The 25,082-nt window shown below is 28.0% G+C and carries 27 protein-coding genes; 13 read left to right on the top strand and 14 right to left on the bottom strand.

Annotated features, from left to right (window positions below):
* The 6 genes from ACQPVP_RS01700 to ACQPVP_RS01675 form a co-directional block, all read right to left on the bottom strand.
* Positions 1–245, bottom strand: a 245-nt coding sequence (locus ACQPVP_RS01700; protein WP_430846634.1) for a transposase, incomplete at its 3' end; no start/stop codon positions are given.
* 123 nt (positions 246–368) lie between these two features.
* On the bottom strand, positions 369–572 hold the full coding sequence (locus tag ACQPVP_RS01695; protein ID WP_430846632.1) for a helix-turn-helix transcriptional regulator: 204 nt from the start codon (positions 570–572) through the stop codon (positions 369–371).
* Positions 573–577: 5 nt separating this feature from the next.
* Positions 578–988: a hypothetical protein gene (locus ACQPVP_RS01690; protein ID WP_430846630.1), complete on the bottom strand. Its 411-nt coding sequence runs from the start codon at positions 986–988 to the stop codon at positions 578–580.
* Positions 989–1,337: 349 nt separating this feature from the next.
* Positions 1,338–1,562, bottom strand: coding sequence for a hypothetical protein (locus ACQPVP_RS01685; RefSeq protein ID WP_430846628.1), 225 nt, complete (start codon positions 1,560–1,562; stop codon positions 1,338–1,340).
* 77 nt (positions 1,563–1,639) lie between these two features.
* Entirely contained in the window at positions 1,640–2,194 is a 555-nt protein-coding gene (locus ACQPVP_RS01680; RefSeq protein WP_430846626.1) for a hypothetical protein, read from the bottom strand.
* Positions 2,195–2,326: 132 nt separating this feature from the next.
* Positions 2,327–2,992, bottom strand: a complete 666-nt coding sequence (locus ACQPVP_RS01675; protein WP_430846624.1) for a CPBP family intramembrane glutamic endopeptidase — start codon at positions 2,990–2,992, stop codon at positions 2,327–2,329.
* Positions 2,993–3,315: 323 nt separating this feature from the next.
* On the opposite strand from ACQPVP_RS01675, the gene ACQPVP_RS01670 reads away from it, so the two are divergent.
* Together ACQPVP_RS01670 and ACQPVP_RS01665 are read left to right on the top strand one after the other, a co-directional pair.
* Complete coding sequence (locus tag ACQPVP_RS01670) at positions 3,316–4,161, top strand: SIR2 family NAD-dependent protein deacylase (RefSeq protein ID WP_430846622.1); 846 nt, start codon at positions 3,316–3,318, stop codon at positions 4,159–4,161.
* A gap of 23 nt (positions 4,162–4,184) precedes the next feature.
* A complete protein-coding gene (locus ACQPVP_RS01665; protein WP_430846620.1) occupies positions 4,185–5,006 on the top strand; it encodes a protein-ADP-ribose hydrolase in 822 nt (273 codons plus the stop codon).
* 72 nt (positions 5,007–5,078) lie between these two features.
* Here ACQPVP_RS01665 and ACQPVP_RS01660 read toward each other — a convergent pair whose 3' ends face one another.
* Positions 5,079–6,410: an MATE family efflux transporter gene (locus ACQPVP_RS01660; protein WP_430846618.1), complete on the bottom strand. Its 1,332-nt coding sequence runs from the start codon at positions 6,408–6,410 to the stop codon at positions 5,079–5,081.
* Positions 6,411–6,739: 329 nt separating this feature from the next.
* On the opposite strand from ACQPVP_RS01660, the gene ACQPVP_RS01655 reads away from it, so the two are divergent.
* From ACQPVP_RS01655 to ACQPVP_RS01645, 3 genes are all read left to right on the top strand, one after another.
* The gene (locus ACQPVP_RS01655) at positions 6,740–7,420 is read left to right on the top strand and encodes a GTP pyrophosphokinase (protein WP_430840759.1); all 681 of its coding nucleotides are present in this window, start codon (positions 6,740–6,742) and stop codon (positions 7,418–7,420) included.
* A 175-nt stretch (positions 7,421–7,595) separates the two neighbouring features.
* Positions 7,596–8,024, top strand: a complete 429-nt coding sequence (locus ACQPVP_RS01650; protein WP_430846616.1) for a MarR family winged helix-turn-helix transcriptional regulator — start codon at positions 7,596–7,598, stop codon at positions 8,022–8,024.
* Positions 8,025–8,110: 86 nt separating this feature from the next.
* Entirely contained in the window at positions 8,111–8,593 is a 483-nt protein-coding gene (locus ACQPVP_RS01645; protein WP_430846614.1) for a glutathione peroxidase, read from the top strand.
* A 140-nt stretch (positions 8,594–8,733) separates the two neighbouring features.
* Here ACQPVP_RS01645 and ACQPVP_RS01640 read toward each other — a convergent pair whose 3' ends face one another.
* On the bottom strand, positions 8,734–9,471 hold the full coding sequence (locus ACQPVP_RS01640) for an NAD-dependent protein deacylase (protein ID WP_430846612.1): 738 nt from the start codon (positions 9,469–9,471) through the stop codon (positions 8,734–8,736).
* A gap of 188 nt (positions 9,472–9,659) precedes the next feature.
* Positions 9,660–10,640 (bottom strand): LacI family DNA-binding transcriptional regulator, encoded by a 981-nt coding sequence (locus ACQPVP_RS01635; protein WP_430846610.1) that lies wholly within the window; start codon positions 10,638–10,640, stop codon positions 9,660–9,662.
* Positions 10,641–11,090: 450 nt separating this feature from the next.
* On the opposite strand from ACQPVP_RS01635, the gene ACQPVP_RS01630 reads away from it, so the two are divergent.
* From ACQPVP_RS01630 to ACQPVP_RS01600, 7 genes are all read left to right on the top strand, one after another.
* The gene (locus ACQPVP_RS01630) at positions 11,091–14,177 is read left to right on the top strand and encodes a glycoside hydrolase family 2 TIM barrel-domain containing protein (protein ID WP_430846608.1); all 3,087 of its coding nucleotides are present in this window, start codon (positions 11,091–11,093) and stop codon (positions 14,175–14,177) included.
* Positions 14,167–15,606 (top strand): sucrose-specific PTS transporter subunit IIBC, encoded by a 1,440-nt coding sequence (locus tag ACQPVP_RS01625; protein WP_430846606.1) that lies wholly within the window; start codon positions 14,167–14,169, stop codon positions 15,604–15,606. Before ACQPVP_RS01630 ends, ACQPVP_RS01625 begins: the two co-directional genes overlap by 11 nt.
* 391 nt (positions 15,607–15,997) lie before the next feature.
* Positions 15,998–16,411, top strand: a complete 414-nt coding sequence (locus ACQPVP_RS01620; protein ID WP_430846604.1) for a PTS sugar transporter subunit IIA — start codon at positions 15,998–16,000, stop codon at positions 16,409–16,411.
* 79 nt (positions 16,412–16,490) lie between these two features.
* Positions 16,491–17,918, top strand: a complete 1,428-nt coding sequence (locus tag ACQPVP_RS01615) for a 6-phospho-beta-glucosidase (RefSeq protein WP_430846602.1) — start codon at positions 16,491–16,493, stop codon at positions 17,916–17,918.
* A gap of 156 nt (positions 17,919–18,074) precedes the next feature.
* Positions 18,075–18,269: a hypothetical protein gene (locus ACQPVP_RS01610; protein WP_430846600.1), complete on the top strand. Its 195-nt coding sequence runs from the start codon at positions 18,075–18,077 to the stop codon at positions 18,267–18,269.
* A gap of 43 nt (positions 18,270–18,312) precedes the next feature.
* The gene (locus ACQPVP_RS01605; RefSeq protein WP_430846598.1) at positions 18,313–18,813 is read left to right on the top strand and encodes a DNA topology modulation protein; all 501 of its coding nucleotides are present in this window, start codon (positions 18,313–18,315) and stop codon (positions 18,811–18,813) included.
* Between the two features lie 15 nt (positions 18,814–18,828).
* Complete coding sequence (locus tag ACQPVP_RS01600) at positions 18,829–18,960, top strand: hypothetical protein (RefSeq protein WP_430846596.1); 132 nt, start codon at positions 18,829–18,831, stop codon at positions 18,958–18,960.
* Positions 18,961–19,088: 128 nt separating this feature from the next.
* Here the strand turns inward: ACQPVP_RS01600 and ACQPVP_RS01595 are convergent, their stop codons facing one another.
* From ACQPVP_RS01595 to ACQPVP_RS01580, 4 genes are read right to left on the bottom strand one after another with little or no spacing between them, the layout of a single operon-like run.
* Positions 19,089–19,520: a gamma-glutamylcyclotransferase family protein gene (locus ACQPVP_RS01595; protein ID WP_430846595.1), complete on the bottom strand. Its 432-nt coding sequence runs from the start codon at positions 19,518–19,520 to the stop codon at positions 19,089–19,091.
* Positions 19,520–20,161, bottom strand: a complete 642-nt coding sequence (gene pcp / locus ACQPVP_RS01590; RefSeq protein WP_430846593.1) for a pyroglutamyl-peptidase I — start codon at positions 20,159–20,161, stop codon at positions 19,520–19,522. The genes ACQPVP_RS01595 and pcp overlap by 1 nt, the downstream gene beginning before the upstream one ends.
* A gap of 20 nt (positions 20,162–20,181) precedes the next feature.
* Positions 20,182–21,111, bottom strand: coding sequence for a DUF979 domain-containing protein (locus ACQPVP_RS01585; RefSeq protein ID WP_430846591.1), 930 nt, complete (start codon positions 21,109–21,111; stop codon positions 20,182–20,184).
* An 8-nt stretch (positions 21,112–21,119) separates the two neighbouring features.
* Positions 21,120–21,785 (bottom strand): DUF969 domain-containing protein, encoded by a 666-nt coding sequence (locus ACQPVP_RS01580; protein ID WP_430846589.1) that lies wholly within the window; start codon positions 21,783–21,785, stop codon positions 21,120–21,122.
* Positions 21,786–22,339: 554 nt separating this feature from the next.
* On the opposite strand from ACQPVP_RS01580, the gene ACQPVP_RS01575 reads away from it, so the two are divergent.
* Positions 22,340–24,034, top strand: a complete 1,695-nt coding sequence (locus ACQPVP_RS01575; protein ID WP_430846587.1) for a PTS transporter subunit EIIC — start codon at positions 22,340–22,342, stop codon at positions 24,032–24,034.
* Positions 24,035–24,213: 179 nt separating this feature from the next.
* Here ACQPVP_RS01575 and ACQPVP_RS01570 read toward each other — a convergent pair whose 3' ends face one another.
* The gene (locus tag ACQPVP_RS01570; RefSeq protein ID WP_430846585.1) at positions 24,214–25,038 is read right to left on the bottom strand and encodes a hypothetical protein; all 825 of its coding nucleotides are present in this window, start codon (positions 25,036–25,038) and stop codon (positions 24,214–24,216) included.
* Positions 25,039–25,082 lie beyond the last annotated feature (44 nt).

The following is a 25,082-nucleotide window of genomic DNA, read 5'->3' as shown; positions in this document are numbered from 1 at the left end:
TCTAAGTCGAAGTAGCCAAGATTGGATTTCATAGTTTTTCGGCTCTTGCCGTTACGGCTATTAGTTGTGGCTTTATTTTGGTAATCATGTTTCGCATACCCAAGATGATTATCTAATTCGGCTTCCAGCATTTGCTGAAGCACTCCTCCAAATAAGTCTTTTAAAACATTTTGAATATCTTCAGCCGTTTTAATACTTGGATCCTTCGCTAATATTTTTATTAATTCTTCCTTTGAAAATGACATAGTCTGTGTTCCCTCCATAATTGATAATTTATTATATCATTTTCTGAAGTTTACACAGACTATTTTACACTCTCAATTTAAAGGGCCATATTTAAATTTGACCCTTTAAATTAAATATGTTTATTAATCTTCAAATTTAAATAACTCCTCAACGGAAACATCAAAAATTTTAGCTATATCTATTGCTAGTTTTAAGGAGGGATTATATTTTCCATTTTCTAAATGAACAATAGTTTCACGTCTTACTCCAACAAGTTCAGCAAGATCAGTTTGTTTCATAGAATATTTTTCCCTGTACTCCTTTATCTTTGTCTTTAAGGTAGGCAATTTGTTTAAATCTCCTTTCTATCATAGTAACTAAAAAGTAAATATTTTAAAGACATAATACTGAATATTAATAAAAACAATATGTCACTAATTAAATTTAAGCTTAAGTTTGTATAACTAAATGAGGACAAACGTATAAAAAAAGCAAATGCGACAAGGAGTACTAGTAAAACATGAATACATATTCCATTTACTTTACCTAATATTGTATTAGCTAGTTCGTCAAGACCCTCTTTTTTCTTTAAATGATATTTCCAAGTAATAATTAAGATTACCCATGGAATTATACCTAAGAAATTTTTCACAGTACTACTTAAAAAATCAAGCTTATCTATTAATATAATTATAAATACTAATAAACAAGGTATTGATTCTAAGAATAATTGTGTTCTAAGATTCAATTTTTTTTCTTTCATAATATTCTCTCCCTTTTAAGTGATATATTTATAACTTATTATATTATAAATATATCACCATTTCCAATATTAGTAAATATATTTGTTGTATATTTGTAACTTAATTCATATTAGTACATAAAATTAAAGTGATAAGTAAAGACATAAGCAAAAAGGAGCAAATATTTGCTCCTTTTCAATTTAATTATAATATATTTGAAATTACTTACTAAAAAATACAAATACTAATTGTTGAATAATATGGTATTTCATAAATTTAATAGTATTATGTGTAATTTACTTCTTATTCATCATAAGTTCCATATTTTTTATTTTATAAATGTTAAATTGGTCCACATCTAATTCCATATCAACCTCTGCCACCATTAAAACGTAGTATCTCATAGAGTTTACCATCTAATTTTACTTGTATAGTATCATCTGTATTATTTTCTAGAAATTCATAATCAATCTTTTCTTTAATATAATACTTGGCAATAGCATCCTTTGTAATACTAACAGCTGGGTAAATATTGTAGTTTTCATATGGAATATCAATACTTATTTTTATAATATTTTTGAAAATATTCTCCATAAACTCCATCCGATTAATTTATTGAATCTACTTGGTAAATTGGAATTTGTTGAATTTTAAATTATGATTATTTACTATTATTCAACTATCTCAAACGTAAACATACAGGGGGCTTTTATATTATTTTTGACCGCTGTCACGTCAACGTCTTTGATTTTTAGGTTTATGCCTAAAGCAAGCTGCAGCTCATATAAACGTCCACCTGCACATTGTCCGAAATATGCTTCAAAGGAAGTTGAAATCCCCTTTTCCAGATGAATTAAGCCGTGCTTGCAGGCGAAACTTATGGTGATAGTTTTAGTTTTCTCGTCTAATACGATGTCAGTGGGTTTGGATTTATAACCGATTCCTATGGTATTCACAAATATATCAAATCTTTCAGTGAGTGGTTTATTTCTGTATTCAGTTGCGAAAGCTCTACGCTCCTTATCTAACTTAGCGCCACGACACGTACCGTTTTTAGCCCATATTGTAAAACATTGCTCCTTAGTTAGATATTTCTCCATAGTGTTTATGAATTTAGTATCGCGTTCGTTCCTATCACTTATAATCATTATATCTTCAAACAAAGGCAGATAGCTTTCAGGAATATTGTTTTTCTTCTTCTTCATTTCATTTAACATTGTTTTCATCTAAATATACCTCCAAAAATTATAATATAACAACAGTATGTTAAAGTTCATAAAATATAAGTAATATTCTATATAAATTCTAATTTATATAACTCTTTATACAATACTAAATTAGTAAATTTTATATTTTTTCTAGGCATAATTTAATAAATAATTATAAAGAGCATGTACTATAGTTGGAACTACAATTGAATTGGACTTTTCTTTAATAAAATTAAGGAAAAAATGAAATGTTGCTCTATTACCAAGTGAAAATAATATAGATGTTATATTTGTAGAAGAACTTAAATCATTAGGCAGATGTAGAATAGCAAATAAAAGAGCAACTAATAATGTTGCTATAAACTTATTTGAAATTATTTTCTCAAATTTCTCTTGAAAGAACCATCTAAATATGATTTCTTCAGGCAATGCATAAATAAGTAATTCTACCATATATATTATTTTAAAGTTAGGATGATTACTTGTTGCTAATGGAAAAATAATAAAAATTACCCCTACTGAAAACATAATTGCATAAAATATTTTTCTTATTATTATTTTAAATTTTATATTATTCTTTATACTTAATTTCAAATTTTTTAAATTAGTAGTCAGGGATCCAATTATAATTGGCAGAATAAGCAATAAGCTCATTAATATAATTCCAATTAATCCTTGTACGTCACTTTTATTACTTAGGGTTTTTAATTTTTCATGATTATGAATAATTATAGTTGTTATGATAAATTCATATAAATATAAAGTAATACACATACTTACTAATTTGAATTTGTTATTATTTTTTATACTAGTCATAGTTTACGCCCCCATTAATTAGCCGAATTTAGATATCAGAATACTATTATAAACAAGATTTTTTTAATTTATCTAGAACTATTTATTATCATCATATCTATACCCCTTTACCTTTTATTTCTATATTATAACATTTAAGTTTATTTAAGTAAAATTATGTAACATAATACCTTCTGAATTAGTATCAAGATATTAAGTATAATTATGATACTAAGTATATAATTAGTAACTATGTTACTCAAAAGTGCATTATTAACAGAAGTATATAGTTGCTATAAAATTAAGATATAGATGTAGTAGAGATAGAGAGGATCAGAGAAGAAATGAGTAATATAAAATTAAATAAAATAGCTGAATATATTCAAAATGCAGATGCTATAGTTATTGGTGCAGGGGCTGGTCTTTCTGCATCGGCTGGATTGTTGTACAGTGGAAAAAGATTTACTGATAATTTTAGTGAATTTATAGATAAATATGGAATGCAGGATATGTATTCATCAGGGTTTTATCCCTTTGAGACAGAGGAGGAAAAGTGGGCTTATTGGAGTAAGCATATCTATCTTAATAGATATGAGTTTCCTGTAGGAGAAGTATATAAGGATTTATTAGAGATAGTTTCAGGAAAGAAGTATTTCATTATTACTACTAATGTCGATCATCAGTTTTATAAAGCTGGATTTTCAAAAGAAAGAGTATTTGCAACTCAAGGAGATTATGGATTACTTCAGTGTGCACATGGGTGTCATAAGAAATTATATGATAACGAAGCACTAGTTTATAAAATGGTAGAAAAACAAAAAGACTGTAGAATCCCATCAGAATTAGTTCCTAAATGTCCTGTTTGTGGTGAAGAAATGGAAGTGAATTTAAGATGCGATGAGTATTTTGTTGAGGATGAAGAATGGGATAACTCATTAGCTAACTATGAAAGGTTTATTGAAGAAAATCAAAATAAGAATATAGTATTTATAGAACTTGGTGTTGGAATGAATACTCCAGCTATAATAAAATATCAATTTTGGAGAATGACAAATAAACTAAAAGATGCAAAATATATATGTATTAATTTAAATGAAGCCTATGCACCAGGTGCGATTATGAATAAGTCCATTTGTATAGAGAGTGATATTTCTGAAGCAGTAAATGACTTGAAGAAATTAATTAAGTAGTTAATAGGAATGGAAGTGAAAAAGTGAATATTCAAAATCAGGATGAAAGATTAGATTATTTAGTAAAAGAACTTTGTAAGGATTCTATAGAATATAAAACTATGAAGGTTAATAAGGCAGATAGAAGAATGGCTATGAGATCTCTTATGAATATTCGTATGCCTAAGTCAATTTCAAAAGAATTTTTAAAGATTCAAGATGAATTTCTTAAGGAGGAGGCAGTAGAAAAGGGAATTATTAGCCTTCATGATATTCCTACAGTTAGGGAAGAATATGGGTCAAAGATAGACTATGCAGATAAAATATCTATATGGCAGGGAGATATAACAAGACTTGCTGTAGATGGAATTGTAAATGCAGCTAATTCTCAAATGCTAGGATGTTTTGTACCATGTCATAAATGTATAGATAATGCAATACATTCATCAGCAGGAATACAACTGAGACAAGAGTGCTATGAATATATGCAAGGAAAAAGAAAAAAAGATTTAGACTACGAAGAACCGACGGGAAGTGCAGTAGTAACATCAGCTTATAATTTACCATGTAAGTATGTAATACATACTGTTGGACCAATTGTTTATAATGAATTAACAGATAAATTAAGAGATGATTTAAAAAATTGCTATTTCTCATGTCTTAAATCAGCTGTAAATAATGGAATTCGTAGCATTGCATTTTGCTGTATATCAACAGGAGAATTTCATTTTCCAAATGAAGAAGCAGCGAAGATTGCACTTAGCGTAGTTAGTAACTTTTTAAAAACTCATGAAGAATATATTGATAGAATAATCTTTAATGTTTTTAAAGATTATGATTTAGATATATACAAAAAATTAATTTAAATTAGAAAGGAGTTATTACAAAAAGATTATTTCAAATAATTTTGTAATAACTCTTATTTAATATATTAAAATTTAACTATTAATTTTATTTGGAGAATTTGATTCAATCCTATTTATTTTAAAATGATAAACAACTGCAAATATTAAATTATTTATACATAATCCAATATATACTCCTATTAAGCTGAATTTAATAGATAATAGTATAATCCATGATATAGATATAATACTTATAAAACTTGTGAATTTCAATACAAAGCCTTCATTATTGATACCTTGCAAATAACTTTTGTAGATCTGATGAAAAATATTAAACACTTGTACTAAAATTACTAATATAAATATGTTAGTTACTCTTAATATTAAATTTTCATCCTTAGTAATAAGACTTAATATTTTATTAGGGAAAATATAAACAAAAAGCCCTATCATTAAAACTAAGCATCCTGATAAGATTATTGCAGTATTTAAGATTTCTTTTGAATTACCTTTTTTATTTGAAAATGACTTTTGAATAGATAATGTAATTGCAGAGGCTGAAAATGCATAAATAGGCAGAGCCATAATGCTAGCAACGCTTTCAGCTAAATTATATGATGCAATTTCATATACTCCAAGTCTTGAAACAATTCCAGTTAATATAATAGTGAATATAGTTTCTTCCATAATATCTTGACCTAGTAGAGGAATATATAACTTAATAAGTTTACTAGTAATGTTTTTATTAATTGCTCTTTTAAATTTTATATGTCCGTTTTTATAAAATTTAAGTATATAAACTAAAATTCCAGCTAATAATCCTATTACATTTCCTATAGCAGCGCCTTTTGCTCCTAACTCAGGAAAACCTAATTTCCCATATACAAATAAGTAGTCAAATACTATGTTTATACTTGTAGCAATGATTGTACTATAAAAAGATATCTTTGTATCTTTTAGATTTCTAAAATAAACAGAAAAATTAAAGATAATCATATTCATTACTATTGTTATTGAATCGATATAAAAGTATTCTAAGCATAACTTTAAGATAGTACCTTCTAGTCCAAATACTTTTGCAAATAATAAATTACCTCCTAGTAAGGATAATAATATTATAGCTATTCCAACTATTAAAGATATGAACATAACTGTAAAAAATGTATTGTTAAATGTAGTCTTATCATCTTTCCCAATATATTGTGCAGCAATAATATTATATGCAACTGAAATTGCACCTAAGGATCCTGTAATTCCATATACTACACTAGCAGATACACCAACAGCAGCAAAGGCATCGGTTGAATAATTACCAACTATAGCTTTATCGAATACTTCAAATAAAGTCATAACTATATAATTCATTAAAATAGGAACTGACATTTTAAGTAATATATCAATATATTTATTTTTTAATATTTTCATTTTATTCTCACTTTCTCAAACAATATATTTTATTTGATTAAAAGAGAATAGTATTTTAATAGCCTATTCTCCCAATAGGCTGAAAACAAGCAGATTATTCATTATATATTCCTCCATTTACTTATTTTATAAAAAACTACCATAATTATAGCATATTATAAATTTAAATATTAGAGATATTCTATATAAGTTAATTATATGTGAATTATTTGTTAGCATATTTTAAAGAAATTATTACAATATGGTTAACAGTAATGTTTTTATCTTTATTTGATGTTAATATAAGATAAGATTAATTATTAATCATAAGTAAGGTAAAGGATGATTATATGTTAAAAGATGTTGGTAAAAAAATTATTAGAGAAAAAATAATAAATGATGATTTTTTAGATATTATACATAAAAATATGATGCCTATGAATGAGTTGATGGCTTATTATCGTTGTGCAATTATGGAGGTTGAAACAAAGTTTAATGTATTAAATGAACAATTTTCATTACAATATGATAGAAACCCAATAGAAAGTATAAAAACAAGGTTAAAGTCTCATGAGGGTATTATAAAAAAATTAAATAAGAAGGATTTACCTTTTACATTAGAATCAATACAAGAAAATATAAAAGATGTTGCAGGGGTAAGAGTAATTTGTTCATTTCCAGAAGATATTTATATGTTAGCAGATTGCTTATTAAATCAAGATGATATTAAGCTAATTGAAAAGAAAGATTATATAAAGAATCCTAAAAAAAGTGGATATAGAAGCTTACATTTAATTATTGAAGTACCAATTTTTCTACAAAATGAAAAGAAGTCTATGAAGGTAGAAGTACAATTAAGAACAATAGCTATGGATTTTTGGGCAAGCCTAGAACATAAATTAAGATATAAGAAAAATATTGATCCAGAAGAAGCTGAAATAATAAGTAAAGAGCTATTTGAATGTTCAGAGATTAGTGCAGCTTTAGATAAACGTATGGAAGAAGTACGAAATAGAATTGAAAAAAGGTAATAATATAATGAAAAGGTAATTGCACAACTTAGCGTAATTACCTTTATTTTAAGATCTTTAAATAAATTAAAAATAATAAATATTTAAAAGTATATTGACAATATACAGATTAGAATTATAATAAAGATATATTAGTTGAGCAAAATTAAATTTAACTAAATGGAATGAAGGAAATATGGATAAATATAATAAACTAAAATTAGAAAATCAATTATGCTTTCCACTATATGCATTATCAAGAGAGGTAATAAAGTTATATAAGCCATATCTTGATAAATTTAATCTTACATATACACAATATATAACAATGCTTGCAATGTGGGAAGAAGAAAAAATAATATTTAAAGAACTTGGTAAAAAGCTTCACTTAGATTCAGGAACATTAACACCGGTATTAAAGAAATTAGAGTCTATGGACTTTATAGTTAAGTATAGAACTAAGGAAGATGATAGGATTGTTATTGTTGAATTAACAGACAAAGGTAGAGAGTTAAAAGATCAAGTGCTTGATATCCCAGAAAAAATGTATTGTGGCGTTGAAATGAGCAAAGATGAGATTGTTCAGCTTAAATACTATTTAGAAAAAATGTTAAAAAAGTTTTAGGAGTAATCTTAAAATTTTTTAGGAAAATTAATTGAATTAAATTAAATTTTGATAAATTATATTTTATAAAAGAGAGGATTGTTAATATGAATTTTTATGATTTAACTGCAAATAATATGAGTGGAAAAGAAGTAAAGATGAATGAGTTTGAAGGTAAGGTGGTATTAGTTGTTAATACAGCAAGTAAGTGTGGTCTTACTCCTCAACTAGAAGGTTTGGAAGAACTTTATAAGAAGTATAAAGATAGAGGATTTGAAATACTTGGTTTCCCTTGCAATCAGTTTGCAAATCAAGATCCAGGTACTAATAAAGAAATAAGTCAATTTTGTCTTATAAATTATGGTGTTACTTTTAATATGTTTGAAAAGATAGATGTAAATGGAGAAAATACACATCCAGTATATAAGTTTTTAAAAAGTAATACTAAAGGAGTATTAGGAAGCGAAATAAAATGGAATTTTACTAAATTTTTAATAGATTCAAAAGGCAATGTAGTTGAAAGATTTGCTCCAACTACAACTCCAGCAAAATTAGAAAAATATATAGAAAATCTATTAAAAGAAAAATAAAAAATATTTTATATCAGTGTAAAAATTATATAAGAGAATTTTTTATTAATATAAAAATCTGTATTTGTAATAAAAAAATATTATAAATACAGATTTTTTAATTTAATAAATTTCAATTTAAAAGACTTAAAATTATTTTTCTATAAAGCATTAACAGCTTCTTCTAAAACTTTTCCTATAGAATCATGAATAACTAAATCAGCTTTATTGTCAGCAGAAGTTGAACTCTTATTAATTAAAACTAAATTCTTTCCTCTAAAGTAATCAATAAGTCCAGCGGCAGGATAAACTACAAGGGAAGTACCACCAATAATTAAAGTATCCGCTTTTGATATTGAATCGATAGCACCTCTAATAGTAGAGTCATCAAGACCTTCTTCATAAAGAACTACATCAGGTTTAACTGTTCCTCCACATTTAGTACATGTAGGAACCCCTTTAGATTCTAAAATAAACTTTTCATCATAAAAGGCATTACAGCTAACACAATAATTTCTTAAAATAGATCCATGTAATTCATAAACTTTTTTAGAACCAGCAGCTTGATGTAACCCATCAATATTTTGAGTAATAACAGATTTAAGTTTACCCATTTCTTCAAGTTTAGCTAAAGAAATATGAGCAGCATTAGGCTTTGCTTCAGGATATATAAGCTTAGCTTTATAAAAATTAAAAAATTCTTCAGGATATCTTATATAAAAGCTATGTGATACTAGCTGTTCAGGAGTAAAAGTTACATTAAGTTTTTCATTAAACAATCCATTAGAACTTCTGAAATCAGGGATACCAGATTCAGTACTTACCCCAGCACCTCCAAAGAATACTATATTATCACTATTTTTTAAAATTTGAGTTAGGGTTTCTATTTTATTTTCCATAAAATCATCTCCAAAACAAGATTTGTTAATTTTATTATTACATAAATAAATTTTTAATAAAAGAGTGTAGATGTTAATAAGAAAAATAAGTACTTTTATAGAGTATAAAATAAAATCCTAGTTATTATAGATAACCAGGTTGAGTAGTATTAAAGTTAAATTTTACTTATAAGTAGTTTGATGGATACCTATATTGATTCACCATGGAATATAGTAACAGGCAATTTATAGTACTGCTCTAAGGACTCACTTTTACCATCAATTCTTTGAATGAGTAAGTTAATAAGCAAGGATACATATTCATCAATAGGTTGGACAATACTTGTTAACTTTGGAAAATAGCTTCTAATAAGATTACTTCCATCATAACCAATAATTTTTAAATCATTAGGAATAGACTTACCAAGTTTTTCAGATTCATTTAATAAAAGTAGAGCAGTGAGGTCATCAGTACAAAAAACACTGTCAATTTTTTCAGTTTTCAATATTCTAGAAATTTCCATAGATTTAACTGTTGGAGAATAATCATCAGGAAAATTAAAAACTTTAGGTTCAAGGTTATTTTTATTAATAGTATCTAAATAACCTTTTAATCGATCATTTGTTGGAGAAGAGGACTTATTTGTACCAGTAAAAATTGCAATGTCCTTACCACCATGAGTAATCAATAATTTAGTAGCTAATACACCTCCACTATAATTATCACTACTAACAATTGGAATACCATCTGATAGATAACGATCAAATGAAACTATTGGTAAATTGATATTTTCATATTCTTTGATTCCTAGATTATGTGAGCCTGTTATAATTCCATCAACTTTATTAGCAATAAGCATATTCAAATATTCACGTTCTTTTATATGATTATTTGCACTATCACAAAGTATAGATTTATAACCTTTTTCAAATAAATTGCGTTCTAATTTCTCAATAAGTTCGGCAAAAAAAGGATTTGAAACAGAAGGAAAGACTAAACCAATTAGCTGACTTTTCTTCCCTTGTAGTGACCTTGCAAGGGCATTTGGTTGGTAGTTTAATTCTGTCATGGCTGCATGAACTTTATCAATGGTTTTTTGGCTTAGGTATCCATAATTATTAATTACACGTGAAACAGTAGTTGGTGATACACCAGCTTTTTTTGCTACATCTGTGAGTTTAACTGCCATAAATAATTTTTCCCCCCTTACAAAATATATTGTAAATATTTTCATTGTGCTTTTCAAGTTATGTATTAAGATTTAAATTAAGAATCCTTTTAAAATAATAATTATCAATTGCAAATTTAAATTGAATTCTTAATTAAAAAATAACTACAAAGGTCTATAATTGCCATAAATTAAATTATAACGTATTTGATTACTTATAATCAATATTATTTTCCAATTAAATTTATTTATATAAAAACACATAGCTTATAGATGATTAAATATTTTATTTAACAAATAATTTCTGATCATAAAGAGTAATGTCAAACATTAAACATAACACAAAACTGCTATACATATTGATTTAACAGGGATATATATAATTTATTTTATTTTAAAAACAAAATATGATAAACGATTGACAGTTTATTAGAAACATTTTATACTAATATTGTAAAGCGAGGTGAAATTATGGAATATATGGTAAGGTTAGAGAAGACTTTAGATAATCCTGAGATTGTTTCAATAAATCGAAGAGAAGCTCATTCTGATCATAAACATTTTCGAAAAATAGAAAGTGCTGAAAATGAGAAATTAGATTTTTTCCAGTGTCTAAATGGTGAGTGGCTTTTTTCATATGAAGAAAACTTTAAACCATCAGATTTTTATTTGTTGGAATATGAAAATGAAAAGTGGGATAAAATTTCTGTACCAAGTCATATTCAGCTAGAAGGATATGGAACACCCCAATATACTAATTCAGTTTATCCGTGGGATGGAAAAGAGTATGTTGATCAAGGTTGTACACCAAAGAATTTTAATCCTGTCGGACGATATGTGCGAAACTTTTCATTTTTTAGATATGATGATTCGGAGAGGACTATTTTAAGTTTTCTTGGTGTTGAAAGTGCTTTTCGAGTTTGGATTAACGGAGAATTTGTCGGATATTCTGAGGATTCTTTTAGTATATCTGAATTTGATATAACTGATTATCTTGTGCAAGGGCAAAACAAATTAGCTGTAGAGGTTTATCAATGGTGTTCAGGAAGTTGGTTAGAAGATCAGGATTTTTGGCGATTTTCAGGCATTTTTAGGGATGTATTTATTTATCAAATACCTAAAACACATCTATTTGATTTACAAATTAAAACAAAATTTTTTAATAAGTCATATTCAGATGCTATATTAGAAGCAAAGATGGTGTTTGAAGGAGAAATGAAAGGTAATGTTTTTTTAGAATTAATAGATGGAGAAGGCAAAGTATTAAAAACAAATAGATTGGATATTATACCTGAAGTAACAGAAAAGATGGAATTATCTAATGTTTCCCTTTGGAGTGATGAACAGCCATATTTGTATAAACTGCGTCTTCAAATTTTTGATGAAAAGAACAATCTTTTAGAGGTTGTAGATCAGCCTGTTGGATTTAGAGAGATAAAGATTCAGAATGCTGTAATGTATCTAAATGGTAAACGTTTAGTGATTAATGGAGTTAACCGTCATGAATTTAGTTGTTATTCTGGAAGAGCAATAACTAGAGAAGATATGATCTGGGATGTTAAAACTTTAAAACAACATAATATAAATGCTGTTCGAACATCACATTATCCTAATCATCCATTTTGGTATTCATTGTGTGATGAATATGGAATATTAGTTATGGATGAAGCTAACTTGGAATCTCATGGTACATGGCGAGGAGAAAAAGCAAGATTATCTGGGGCAGGAATACCTAAAAACAAACATGAATGGGAAATCTCAGTACTTGATAGAGCAAAATCTTTATTACAAAGAGATAAAAATCATCCATCTGTAATTATTTGGTCCTGTGGGAATGAATCTAATGGTGGTTCTGTTTTGTTTAAAATGTCAAATTACTTTAGAGAAAATGATCACACTAGATTAGTTCACTATGAAGGTATAGTAAATGATAGAACATTCAATGATACAAGTGATATTGAGAGTAGAATGTATTTGTCTCCAAGTGCAGTAGAGGAATATATATCAAAAAACCACGATAAACCAATGATACTATGTGAATACATGCATGCTATGGGAAACTCATTAGGAGGTTTAAGGGAATATCAAGGATTAAGTAAACGATATATTCAATATCAAGGAGGTTTTATTTGGGATTATATTGATCAGCTTCTGTTAAAAAAGAATACTTATAATCAGAGCTTTCTTGGATATGGTGGAGATTTTTCAGATCGTCCAAATGATTCGAATATGTGCGCAAATGGATTGATATTTGCAAATAGAGAAATTACACCTAAATTATTAGAAGTAAAAAAGGTATTTCAAAAAGTTGATTTTGAGATTCATAATGAAAGAATCAGTATTATAAATAATTTTGATTACTTAGATTTATGCGATTATAAATTGGTTGTTTATGCAAAAAAAATTGGTCAATTACTTGGAAGTCTACATTTTGATATAGTTATTCCACCTAAATCTAAAAAAGTAATAGACATTAGCAATTTGGTAAGTGAAAAAATTAATAGTGAGTACACTATTGATGTAGAGTTAAAATTAAAAAAAGAAACTATTTGGGCTAAAAAGGGACATGTTATAGCTTATGAACAATTTATTATAAATGAAGATATAATAAGTGATTTTAAAGAAAATACCAAAGTAGAAGCAATTAATAATAGTAAAATTATCATTGGACAATATAATGCGGGTGTTTATTTGGATAAAAAGTCCATTCTTTTCTCAAAAGCTGAAGGAAGCATGAGTGGAATGATAGATGGTGGATTAATTTCTATTAGAAATGGGGAAGAATTAATTGTTAGACCTCCAAAACCAATATATTGGAGAGGAACTACAGACAATGATAATGGATATAAGTTGGGGTTTAATAGTGGACAATGGTTAAGTGCAACACTTTTTCAAGATTGTGATTTTTCAGAGTTTTATGAAAAAAATGGATGCTTGAAGGTTAAATATGAGTATCGCTTATTCCCTAATTCAGATGCAAAGACAAAAATTATGTATACCATAAATCCAAATTTTGAAATTGATGTAGTGGTGAAGTATATTGGAGATTCAAAGCTACCTAAAATACCTGTTTTTGGATTGAGTTTTGTATTACCATTATCTTTTGATAAATTTACTTATTATGGGATGGGACCCTTTGAAAATTATTTAGATCGTAGGGAAGCAGCTAGGTTAGATGTTTATAAGCAGACTGTAAAAGAAAATTATGTTAATTATAGTATGCCTCAACAAAATGGAAATAGAACAGGAGTTCGAAGGCTGATTGTAGAAAATGAGGATAAATATAAAATAGAATTTTCCTGTGTAGATGGCAAACCATTTGAGTTTGATATTTCTAATTATAGTTGTTTTGATTTGCAAAATGCTAGGCACAATATTGAATTGCCAACACCAAATTATGTATTTTTAAATCTGTACTCAAAGCAGATGGGAGTTGGTGGGATTGATAGTTGGGGCACACTTCCGAATCCAGACACGTTGATCGATGCTTCAATAAATAGAGAATTTAAATTTAAGATAATATTAGTAGATAATCAGGAGGGGAAAAATGGATTATAAAGATATTGCAAGAGAGGTATTAGAAGCTATTGGTGGAAAAGAAAATGTAGTGGGTGCAGCTCATTGTGCAACAAGATTACGTTTGGTATTAAACGATATTAAGAAAATAAATCAAAAGGAAATGGATCAAATTGAAGCTGTAAAAGGAACTTTTGAAAACGATGGACAATATCAAATAATTTTAGGACCAGGAGTTGTTGATGAAGTATACAAGCAGTTTATTAAGATGACTAATATAGAGTCTATGACAAAAAAAGAAGTAAAGGAAGTTGCAAAAAATAAGGTTAAAAATCCTATATTACGTTTAGTTAACGTTCTTTCAGATATATTCGTACCATTAATTCCAGCAATTGTGGCTGGAGGATTATTAATGGGTATCAATAATGTTCTTACAGTAAAGGATTTATTTGGACCTATGTCTGTAGTGGAAATGTACCCAGGTATTAGTGACTTAGTTAGTATGATAAATACTATTGCAAGTGCATCCTTTACATACTTACCAGTTTTAATTGGATTTTCTGCTGCAAAAAGGTTTGGAGGAAATCCTTTTCTAGGGGCAACATTAGGAATGATTATGGTACATCCTGATTTGCTAAATGCTTATGGTTATAGTGAAGCTGTACTTAATAATGAAGTTCCGGTGTGGAATATTCTTGGCGGAATTGAAAAAGTCGGTTATCAGGGGACTGTACTACCAATACTTGCAGCAACATTTGTTTTAACTACTATAGAAAAAATATGTAGAAAGTATATTCCTCAAGTACTAGATAATTTATTAACACCATTGATTACAGTTTTTGTAACTGCATTTTTAACATTTACAATTATTGGTCCTATAACTCGTTCTGCTGGTGATGGGTTGACATATGGTATAGTATGGTTATGGAATACAACAGGTGCTTTGGGAGCAGGAATTTTCGGATCATTATATTCAGTAATTGTAATTACTGGGCTACATCAAAGTTTTACAGCGGTATCCATGCAATTAATTGCAGATATTAATAATACTGGTGGAGATATTATGGGACCAATTTGCTCAATGGCTAATGTGGCTCAAGGCGCAGCAGCAATGGCAGTTTTCTTTGTTAATAAAAATAAAAAAATGAAGGCAATAGCTTCATCTTCAAGTATTTCAGCATTATTGGGAATTACAGAGCCAGCAATTTTTGGCGTAAATTTGAAACTTAAATACCCATTTATTTGTGCTATGATTGGATCAGGAATTAGCTGTGCAATTGTTGGTAAATTTAATATATTAGCATCAGCAATGGGGGTCCCAGCAGGTTTACCTGGATTTATCGCTGTACCAGTTGGAAAATATATTCCATTTGGGATTGCGATGTTAGTGAGCTTTGTTGTGAGTTTTACTTTGACAATTATTGTTGATAAATACTTGGAAAATAAAAATAAATTACAACATATTAATTAAAAGTAGGAAATTTAAATGTTTGGATTAAAAAATACTATTGTCAATATAAACTTTCTATGACAATATGTAAACATAAACATGGTATGAATTAAAAATCGTTAGATTGTTACTGGCTAAGCAGGCAAAACTTTAACTTTTAGTATATAGATTTTAAATATATATACTAATATTAGTTATTGTTTTGGTTGCTTATTTTTTGTAAAGGAGGTTATTTAAATTAGGATAGAAAAAAATTTAAAATAATAATGTTGTTATATCTGTAAGTGATAATAATGAAGATTTTGCATTAACTTGGATTTTAGGGTTTGAAGATGAGGTTGAAGAGACAGAAGAATTAGAAGAGTTAGAAGAAAATAAAGATGTTAAACCTTTAAAAAATAAAATGTCTATAATGAGTCCGATAAATGGTGAAGCAGTTCCATTATCTTCAGTAAATGATTTAACTTTTGCAGAGGAGATTATGGGGAAAGGTATTGCTATAATACCAACAGAAGGTAAAGTAGTTTCTCCTATAAATGGTACAGTTGCCATGGTATTTAATACCAAACATGCAATTGGGTTAAAAACAGAAGATGGAGTAGAAATCTTAATTCATGTTGGATTAGATACAGTAAATTTAGAAGGACAACATTTTAATAGTTTTGTTAAAAGCGGAGATACAGTTAAAGTTGGAGATAAATTACTTGAATTTGATATTAAAGCAATAAAGGAAGCAGGTTATGATACAATTACTCCTATAATAATAACTAATATTACAGATTATTTAGATATTATACCTAGTAATGTAGCTTCAGTTAAAGCATGAGATGAGATTATAACTATCTTATAGGATATTTTATTTAAGATAACTTTAAAATATAAGATAGAATTAGGAGGATTTAATAATGTATGATAATTTAGATAAATTCCCGGAAAACTTTTTATGGGGTGGAGCAGTAGCTGCAAACCAATGTGAAGGTGCATGGAATGTTGGCGGTAAGGGAATTAGTATTTCGGATGTTACAACAGCAGGTGCTTTAGGTGTTCCAAGAGAATTCACAGATGGTGTTGTAGAAGGTAAATATTATCCATCCCATGAAGCTATAGATTTTTATCATAGATACAAAGAGGATATAGCATTATTTGCAGAAATGGGTTTTAAGTGTTTTAGAATATCAATAGCTTGGACTAGAATATTCCCTCAAGGTGATGAATTAGAGCCTAATGAAGAAGGTTTAAAGTATTATGATGATCTATTTGATGAATGTTTAAAAAATGGAATAGAACCTGTAATAACAATTTCTCACTATGAAATGCCTTATTGGTTAGTTGAAAAGTATGGTTCATGGAGAGATAGAAGATTAGTTGATTTTTATGTGAATTATTGTAATGTAATATTCAATAGATATAAAAATAAAGTTAAGCATTGGATGACTTTTAATGAGATAAATTTAATAACACTTCCTCCAACAATGTCTGCTGGAATTAAGATAAAAGAAAATGAAGATAAAGAACAAGTAGTTTACCAAGCAGCTCATCATCAATTTATTGCTAGTGCCAAAGCTGTTAAATTAGGGCATGAAATAAATCCTAATTTCAAAATTGGATGTATGCTTCTTTATCCCCTAGCATATGCTGAAATTTGTAACCCAGATGATGTTTTAGCTGCAAATAATTTCATGAATAAGCATTATTTCTTTAGTGATGTTCAAGCAAAAGGATATTATCCACAATATATGAAGCAATATTTCAAGAAAAATAATATTGAAATAAAAATGGAAGATGGAGATGAAGAAATACTAAAAGAAGGAACAGTAGACTTCATAGGATTTAGTTATTATATGACATTCGTTGTAAGTGGAGACAATAATGACAAAAAACTTACTGGTGGTAATATGATGAAGGGCATAAAAAATCCTTACCTTAAAGCTTCAGATTGGGGATGGCAAGTAGATCCAGTTGGATTTAGAATATCACTAAACAATCTTTATAACAGATATGAAATTCCTCTATTCTGCGTAGAAAATGGATTTGGAGCTGTTGATACAATAGAAGAAGATGGTTCTATTAATGATGATTATAGAATTGAGTACTTAAGACAACATATATCTGAAATGAAAAAGGCTATAACAATTGATGGAGTAGAAATGATAGGATACACTCCTTGGGAATGTATAGATTTAGTTAGTGCAGGTACTGGAGAGATGAAAAAACGTTATGGTTTTATATATGTAGATAAAGATAATGAAGGTAATGGAACTCTTGAAAGAAAGAGAAAAAAATCATTCTACTGGTATAAAGAAGTTATTGAATCCAATGGCGAAATATTATAAAAAATAACAAAAATATGAGATTAAAATAATAAATATTAAATAATTTAGCATATAAGAGATAATTAAAATCTTTTATATGCTTTTTTTATAATGTGGATAAAAATGGATAAGAGAATGGTATAATTATTTTATATTATTATGAAGGATGTTGAATTTATGAAGAATAATGAAAAGGTATTATTAGGATTATCATGCTTTTTAGGGGGAGTTGTTGCAGGTTTTTTAATTGCACCAATAAAACAGGGCATGTACTTTGGAAATAACTGTGGAAATCATGTTTCAAATGCTGAAGATTTAAATAAAATTGCAGAAAATAATTTATATGAAGATATAAGTGAAATAAACGACTAGATTATAAGAAAATCTAATTTTAAAGTACAAAGGAGGTTAAAGTGTGAATAGAGTTATAATTATAGGATGTGGAGGAAGTGGAAAATCTACATTATCAAGAACCTTATCTGAAAAAATTAATTTACCGGTAGTTCATTTAGATAAATTATTTTGGAGAGAAGGGTGGGTAAACATATCTAAAGAAGAGTTTGACATTCTTCTTGATAAGGAGTTAAAAAAAGAAAAATGGATTATAGATGGTAATTATGATAGAACCTTAAAAGAAAGATTAAAGAGATGTGATACTGTATTATATTTAGATTATCCAAGAAGAACATGCCTCCTTGGAGTAGTAAAAAGAGTCATATCGAGTTATGGTAGAACTCGTCTAGATATGGCAGCGGGGTGTCCAGAAAAGTTTGATTTTGAATTTATGAAATGGATATGGAATTTTAATAAAGAACATAGAGAGAAATTTTATAATACTCTTAAAGAAGAAAAAAATAAGAAGATATACATATTTAAAAATAGAAGAGAATGTAATAAGTTTTTAAAATCTTTATAAGAGGTGAATTAATATATGGGGTTAGGTATTATAGGAAGTGTACTCTTTTTGACTATTTTATATTATATTATTAGAGCAGCAGTAGAAGAGGGAACTTTAAGAGCATTAAATAGATATGATAAATCAAAAGAAAATAAAAATAATTAATATCATCCTTTAGGATTTAATTAAATAAGTTTATATAATAAAAAACTTGATAGATATTAATGTTTAGATCGACTTCGAGCGAAACGACGGAGATCATAGCATAATATCTATCAAGCTTTACTTATAAATTATTGGATACTTAGCATATATTCTTTCCAATCACCATTTTTAATATAAATAGCTTCATCTTGGAATTTTGGATCTATATCCTTATTATAAAAATAAGAATAACAATCTTCAGAGCTTTCATCATCAGTTAATTTAACTTGTACAAGTTTTCGTGAGTACTCATTATTAGGATTTCCTTCTTCTAAGAAACCTTCCATTTTGTCCATTGCTTTAAGTGTTGAATCATAATCTTCTATTTCAACAACTTCGCCAACTATGGTATTATTTCCAGGCAATACTGCTGGATAGCCTTTATATGGCATATGGTATAATTCAAATCCATTTATTTCAGCAGGTCTTATTGATTTAACTTTACCTTTTAAATAAAGGTCATAGTTAAAAAAACCTTCTCTTAAACTACCATAGACAAAAAGATTTATATTTTTACTCATTAGCAAATAGCTCCGCCTACAGTCTTTATATCTGATGAATTTTCTATAACAGCTTTTATGCTAAGTTCTAGACCTTTTGCTATATCATCTATTGACATAGATGGTGTATTAGGCTTTGTAGTTACTTGGGATGGTATATACGGTACATGTATAAATCCACCTCTTATATTTGGATACTTTTTATCAACTAAGTATAAAATTCCGTACATAACGTGATTACATACAAAAGTTCCAGCTGTATTAGATACAGATGCAGGAATTCCGTTATCATTCATTTCCTTTACCATAGCTTTTATAGGAAGGTTAGAAAAATAAGCTGCCTCTCCATCTTCATAAATTGATATATCTATAGGTTGGTTACCTTCGTTGTCTTTAATTCTTGCATCATCCATATTTATAGCAACTCTTTCTGGAGTGATACCAAATCTTCCACCAGCTTGACCAATAGATATAACAACATCTGGATTATGTTTTTGTATATTTTCTTCTATTTTTTCTAAAGATTTTCTAAATACAGTTGGTATTTCTATCTTTATTACCTCTTGTCCTAAAATTGTATCAGGTAATTTTTTTACAGCTTCTAAAGCTGGATTTATACTTTCTCCACCAAATGGATCAAAGCCAGTAATTAATATTTTCATATATAAACCTCCTTTATGTACTAAAATGCTAAGAAGTACATTAATGGTATGTGTATAGCAAGTAATATTATTGCAAAGATTGCTTGTACTTTTATTACAGCATTCTTATCTTTAGTTTCTAATAGAGCTACTGGTAAAACGTTAAAGTTTGCAGCCATTGGAGTAATTAATGTTCCACAGAATCCAGCTGTCATAGCTAATGCTGATGCAATTATAGGGTTTCCACCTTGAGCAAATACAAATGGAACACCAATACCAACAGTTATTACTGAGAATGCAGCAAATGCATTTCCCATTATAGCAGTAAATATAGCCATACCAACGCAATAAGCAGTTATACCTAATAAGATATTTCCTTCAGGAATAAAGTTTGAAATCATGTTTGATATAATATCTCCAACACCAGCTGTGGTAAATAATGCACCTAAAGCAGCTAACAATTGTGGTAATATTGCAGTTGATCCAACAGATTGGAACATTCTATTACTGTCTTCTATAAATTCATTAGGTTTAGCTTTAGTTATTAAGAAAGTAGCTATTAATGCAATTATAGATGAAATTCCTATAGAAGCTACGCTTGAAATTGGTGTAAATTGTGCAATAAGTAATGCAGCTAATGCAATTATTAATGAAGGTACAAATATTTTTATACCAATTTCGTTTGCTTTTAAGTTTGCAAAAGTGCTGTCTAATTCTTTTATAGTTCCGATATTAATTTGATTAAATGCAGCTAATATACCTATTACAACAATAAGTAAACCAGAAACAACTGGAGGAATAGTTTCACCTAGTATAAATATACAACCAAGAATTCCCCAGAATAAAGCAGTACCATATCTAGTTTTATGATTTTTATCTTTTAAAGTGAATAACATAGTAAGAATAAAGAATAATCCTACCATTATATAAAATATTTCTAATAAAATATTTGAAATAGCTTTTAAATCCATAAAATTACCTACCTATTTTTATATTTTTTAGCTAACTTTTTGTCTAATAAATAGTTTTGAATAACTCCTAAAACAAATGCTATTAAAGCTACAGGAATTGAGGCTTTAGCAATTTGTAATGTATCAACATTATAACCTAATGTTTCTAGTGTACCAGCTATAAGGAGAACCCCTGAGTTTGCTAAAAATACATTCTGACCAAAGAAGTTACCATAGTTATCAGCAGCAGCAGATGTAGCTTTTATTAAGTCTTCGTCTTCTTCTTTAAGATCTCCATGTTCTGAAATAGCAGCTCCTTGAGCCATTGGGTTAATAAGTGGTCTTACAAACTGAGGATGTCCACCAAGTTTAACCCCCATAAAAGAAGAAACTTCTCTTATAAATAAATAACCAGATAAAAGCTTACCAGTAGATAAACCTTTTACTTTTTCTATTAACATTATTGCTTTTTCTTTTAATCCGTATCTTTCACATAAACCTATTACAGGTAATGTTAGAAGAAATAAACTCATTTCTCTTTTTTGTACAAATGTTTGTCCTAAAGTTGTTAATATTTCAGAAATGCTCATATCGGCTATTAAACCAGTTACAATACCAGAAACAATAACAACTGCTATTGTATTAAACTTTAGCGCAAATCCTACTATTATTATTAGTATTCCTATTAAAGCCATTTTTATCGAATCCTTTCGAAATTTGTAGTTTTGTGAATATTGTAATTTTATTATATATGCAATTTTATAAAAAATCCATAGAAATTTTTGATAATTTATGCAAAAAGAAGTTTTAAAAATACTAAATAAATAATAAAATACAATAAGCATATAAAATAAATATGATTGAATAGCTTAAATTTGTTGGGATTCAAGAAAATTTTGAATTTTATTAAAATTTTATATGATAATATTTGTAATAACATTTTTACTGTAATAATAATCTTAAAAAACTTATTTAAAAAATCAAAAAAAAATTTACATTTAAATTTTAATATGATATTATATGAACATAATTAAATAAGTAGTGTGTTACTGGTAAAGCAGGCAAGGACTAAAAATATTATAGGTATACTATAACTATATCTATAAGTTTTGGTCCTTTTTTTATTTTTTTAGAAGTTTTTATAATATCTTAAAAGAAAATGCAAATAATAAGTCTGTAGAAGAACATACTACTGTAGTAATTTATTTTTAATTTATTTATAAACTTTATATTTGAGGAGGAGTTATAAATGTTACAGCAATTACAAAGAATTGGTAAAGCTATAATGCTTCCAATAGCAGCATTGCCAATAGCAGGTATATTATTAGGACTTGGTGGAGCTTTATTAGGAATATCTGGATTATCGAATCCACCAGCAGTTTATCAACCATTAATAGCTTTTGTTAATATTCCAGTTGTTACAGCAATATTAACAATAATGAAAAACATAGGGGATATTATATTTGGTAATCTACCATTATTATTTGCAGTAGGTGTTGCAGTTGGACTTGCTAAAAAAGATAAGGGGACTGCAGGATTAGCTTCAATATTTGGATTTATAGTTATGAACCAAGTTATATCTTCAATGCTTGCATTAGGATTAACTCAATTAGGTGTTCTTACTCCAGATTCAGTTGGAGAATATGGAACATATGTTACAACTAACTTAGGTATATTCACTTTAAATATGTCTGTTTTCGGTGGAATTATTACAGGTATAGTTACAGCAGTATTACATAATAAATATCATACAATACAATTACCACAAGTTATTGGGTTCTTCTCAGGTTCAAGATTTGTTCCAATAGTAACAGCGGTAGCGATGGCAGTAGTTGGTGCAGTACTAGCATTTGTATGGCCAATAGTTCAAAATGGAATAGTTGCTCTTTCAGGATTCGTTAATAGTTCAGGAGCAATAGGAACATTCTTATATGGACTTATAGAAAGAGCGTTAATTCCATTTGGCTTACACCATGTATTCTATACTCCATTCTGGTATGGATCATTTGTTGAGGGACAAATATTAGTTGATGGTGCATGGCAATCAGTAGCAGGTGCTAACACAGCGTACTTTGCACAATTATCAAGCATGAGTAGTTTAGTTGGTGCTTCAACAGCAGATATGACAACAATAGTTTCAGGAACAACAAGATTTATGGCTGGTAAATTCCCATTCATGATGTTTGGTCTTCCAGCAGCAGCCTTAGCTATGTATCATACAGCAGCTCCAACTAAGAAAAAAGTTGTTGGTTCATTATTAGCATCAGCTGCATTAACAGCATTACTTACAGGTATAACTGAACCTATAGAATTTACATTCTTATTCGTTGCACCAGCACTATATGTAGTTCATTGTATATTAGCAGGTTTATCATATATGTTAATGGGTGTACTTAATGTATTTATTGGTATGACATTCTCAGGTGGTTTAATAGACTTTACATTATTCGGGTTATTACCAGCAGGAGCAGGAGTTCCAACTCACTGGTTAAGATTAATTTTAGTAGGTATAGTTTATGCAGCAGTTTACTACTTCTTATTCTTATTCTTAATTAAAAAGTTTAACTTAAAGACTCCAGGTAGAGATGAGAGTGAAGAAGAAGTTAAGCTTTATTCAAAATCAGATTACCAAGCAAAAGCTGGTATTCCACAAGCTGAAATAAATGAAAAATCAGCAGGTAATGCTAAGAAGGGTAGTGAAATTCAAGAAAAAGCACCAGCTGTATTAGCTGCTTTAGGTGGAGAAGAAAATATAGTTAGTGTTGATGCTTGTATAACAAGATTAAGAGTTGAAGTTAAAGATAAAGCAAATGTTAATAAAGATGAATTAAAAGCATTAGGAGCAGCTGGAGTAGTTGAAGTTGGTAACGGAATTCAAGCTATCTTTGGTGCAAAAGCAGATGCTTATAAGAATGAAATAAAGAATATATTAGATATAGACTAATAATTGATAATTTAAAATTTTTTATGATATTAGGATATATAAATATAAAAGGTACTATTTCGTAACTATAGTTACGAAATAGTACCTTTTTTTAATTTTGGTTAGAAATATATAAGATGTATTTGAAGCAATAGTTTTCATATAAGTTATTATTATTATAGTTTTCTAAAGCTATGGAATTATTCACCAGCAAGAACTTTCTTTAGAGCTGCATCTATGGTATCAGTATCATCTGGATATTTTATATATAATGCTGTTGACTCTGCAATAGCAGCTGAATATGGGGTTTGTACTGATTGTTTAACTTTATGATCGTCAATAGAATCAATATAATCCTGTTGACGTTGCTTAGCTTCTTTTATTATCATATAGTATTCTTCTTCAGTTAAGGTTTGTTTTTCATTGGGGTGAGTGTTTTGTTGTGTATTTTCTTTTGCTGAACCTTGAAGACTATCTAAGCTAAACTTATTACTATAATCTTTTCCATCTATAGTTAAGATAATCTCTAATTCACCAGTAGTTGAATCAGCTATAGGTACTTCGGCCACGTAATGAATATTTCTTGTTTCTAGTGAGTTTATTAAAGTATATTTTTCTAAATCAGATCCATCAGTACTTTCTACAAGAGAAAAACAAGAATACTTATTATTTTTGATTTTTATTTTCGTAGTTATTATATCGTCAGCCATTTTGGCTTCATTACTCAAATTATATACATCGAGAATTACATCTATATAAATATTATCATTATTTTCTACATCATAGTAGGAAGAGTTTTCAGTAATAATTGAAGGTTTAATTCTTGTGGCAACATTAATGTCGTTTAAATAATATTCACAAATTCCAGGGACTTTATTGCTTTCTCCTGCAACACTAAATAATTCAGGAGTGGTAGTATCTTGATTTTCGTTATTAGATTTAGAAATATTATCTTTTTGTCCACATGAGATAAGTGATAAAGATAGTAACAATACTAATAATAATTTTAAAGTTAGATTTTTCATAATAGTTAATATCTCCTTAAAAATATATTTTAGTTTAAAAATAC

Origin of the sequence: Clostridium nigeriense, assembly GCF_050585265.1 — a bacterium.
In the GTDB taxonomy this organism is placed as follows: Bacteria; Bacillota; Clostridia; order Clostridiales; family Clostridiaceae; genus Clostridium; species Clostridium nigeriense_B.
The sequence above is the reverse complement of the archived record's forward strand: the minus strand, read 5'-3'. Positions and strand labels throughout refer to the sequence as shown.